Below are 1,645 nucleotides of genomic sequence, written 5' to 3'. Positions count from 1 at the left end.
GCGGATACTCGTTGGCGAGGGTGTTGAAGCAGTGCGGGCAGGTCGCCACGATCTTCTTGACGCCGGCCTCGTTCAACGTCTCGATGTTCTGCTGGGCCAGCATGTTGAAGAGGAACTCCATGCCCAGGCGGCGGGCCGGGTCACCCGTGCACGCCTCCATCGGGCCGAGCACGCCGAACTTCACACCCGCGATGTGCAGCAGCTCGGCGACCGCCTTGGTGGTCTTCTTCGCCCGGTCCTCCAGCGCGCCCGCACAGCCGACCCAGAACAGGTACTCGACGTCCTCGGGCATCCTCTCGTCGATGATCGGGACCTCGAAGTCAAGCTCCTCGATCCACTCGGCCCGCTTCATCTCCGACATGCCCCACGGGTTGCCCTTGTTCTCGAGGTTCTTGAGCATGACGCCCGCCTCGGACGGGAACGAGGACTCGATCATGACCTGGTAGCGGCGCATGTCCAGGATGTGGTCGATGTGCTCGATGTCCACCGGGCACTGCTCGACGCAGGCGCCGCAGTTGGTGCACGACCACAGCACGTCGGGGTGGATGACGCCGTCCTCACCGACCAGCGGCTTGTCCAGCAGGGCGAGCACGTCCTCAGGGTAGGAGTCCCTCTTGTCCTCACCCGCCAGCAGATACGGAGCCACCTGGAAGCGTGGTCACGCTGGTCGATGATCAGCATCTTCGGCGACAGCGGCTTGCCGGTGTTCCACGCGGGACACTGCGACTGGCAGCGGCCGCACTCGGTGCAGGTGTAGAAGTCCAGGAAGCCCTTCCAGGTGGTGTCCTGGATCTTGCCCCGGCCGAACACGTCGACCTCGGGGTCGGCCTCCTCGAAGTCGAGCACCTTGCCGCCGCTGCGCATCTCCTGCGCGGCGCCCAGACCGTCCGGGCGGCGGGAGAACAGCACGTTCAGCGGCGCGGTGAAGATGTGCAGGTGCTTGGAGTTCACCACGATGATCAGGAACACCAGCATGACGCCGATGTGCAGCAGGAGACCGATCTCCTCCAGCAGCTCGCTGGTGGGCAGGATCGTGGCGGTCAGCTCCGAGGCGAACGCGCCGGAGGCGTACGGGAAGTTCCCGGTGTTCACGGCCGCGCCGCGGAACAGGAACATCGTCCAGATCACGTTGAAGATCATGAAGAGGACGAGCCACGCGCCGCCCAGGTGCGAGCCGGAGAACCGGGAGCCCCGCCCGAGCTTCTTGGGCGAGTTCTTGATCCGGATCACCGAGAAGGCGATCAGTCCCATGAGCGCGGCGACGGCGATGAAGTCCTGGAGGAAGCCGAGCACCGGCCACGTCCCGATCAGCGGGATGTGGAAGTCGGGCGTGCCGGTGATCGCTCCCTGGATGAGCGCGCCGTAGGCCTCAAGGTAGACCGTCGCGAGAATGAAGAACGCCCACATCACGAAGAAGTGCGCGGTGCCTGACGGCGTCCACTTCAGGAGCTTCTTCTGCCCGAAGACCTCGACCAGCTGGGTCTTGATCTCCGTGCCGGCGTTCTCCTTGGCGTACGTGATCCGTTCCGGCGCGGGCTGGCCGCTGGTGGCGAGCCTGTAGAGGAACGCCACGCGGCGGCCCGCTAGGGCGAGCGCGACGCCCGTAGCGACGAGCCCGATGATCGCAACCCAGAGCACGGGTCCT

1 pseudogene is annotated in these 1,645 nt (G+C 65.8%); it reads right to left on the bottom strand.

The window, feature by feature from the left end:
• Positions 1–1,638 (bottom strand): annotated as a pseudogene (locus tag AWQ68_RS00030) ((Fe-S)-binding protein); the annotation flags it as partial.
• Positions 1,639–1,645: the final 7 nt, after the last annotated feature.

Source organism: Microtetraspora fusca, assembly GCF_001570365.1.
Lineage (GTDB): Bacteria > Actinomycetota > Actinomycetes > Streptosporangiales > Streptosporangiaceae > Microtetraspora > Microtetraspora fusca.
Note: the sequence above shows the minus strand (reverse complement) of the source record. Positions and strands in the feature narration are given on the sequence as shown.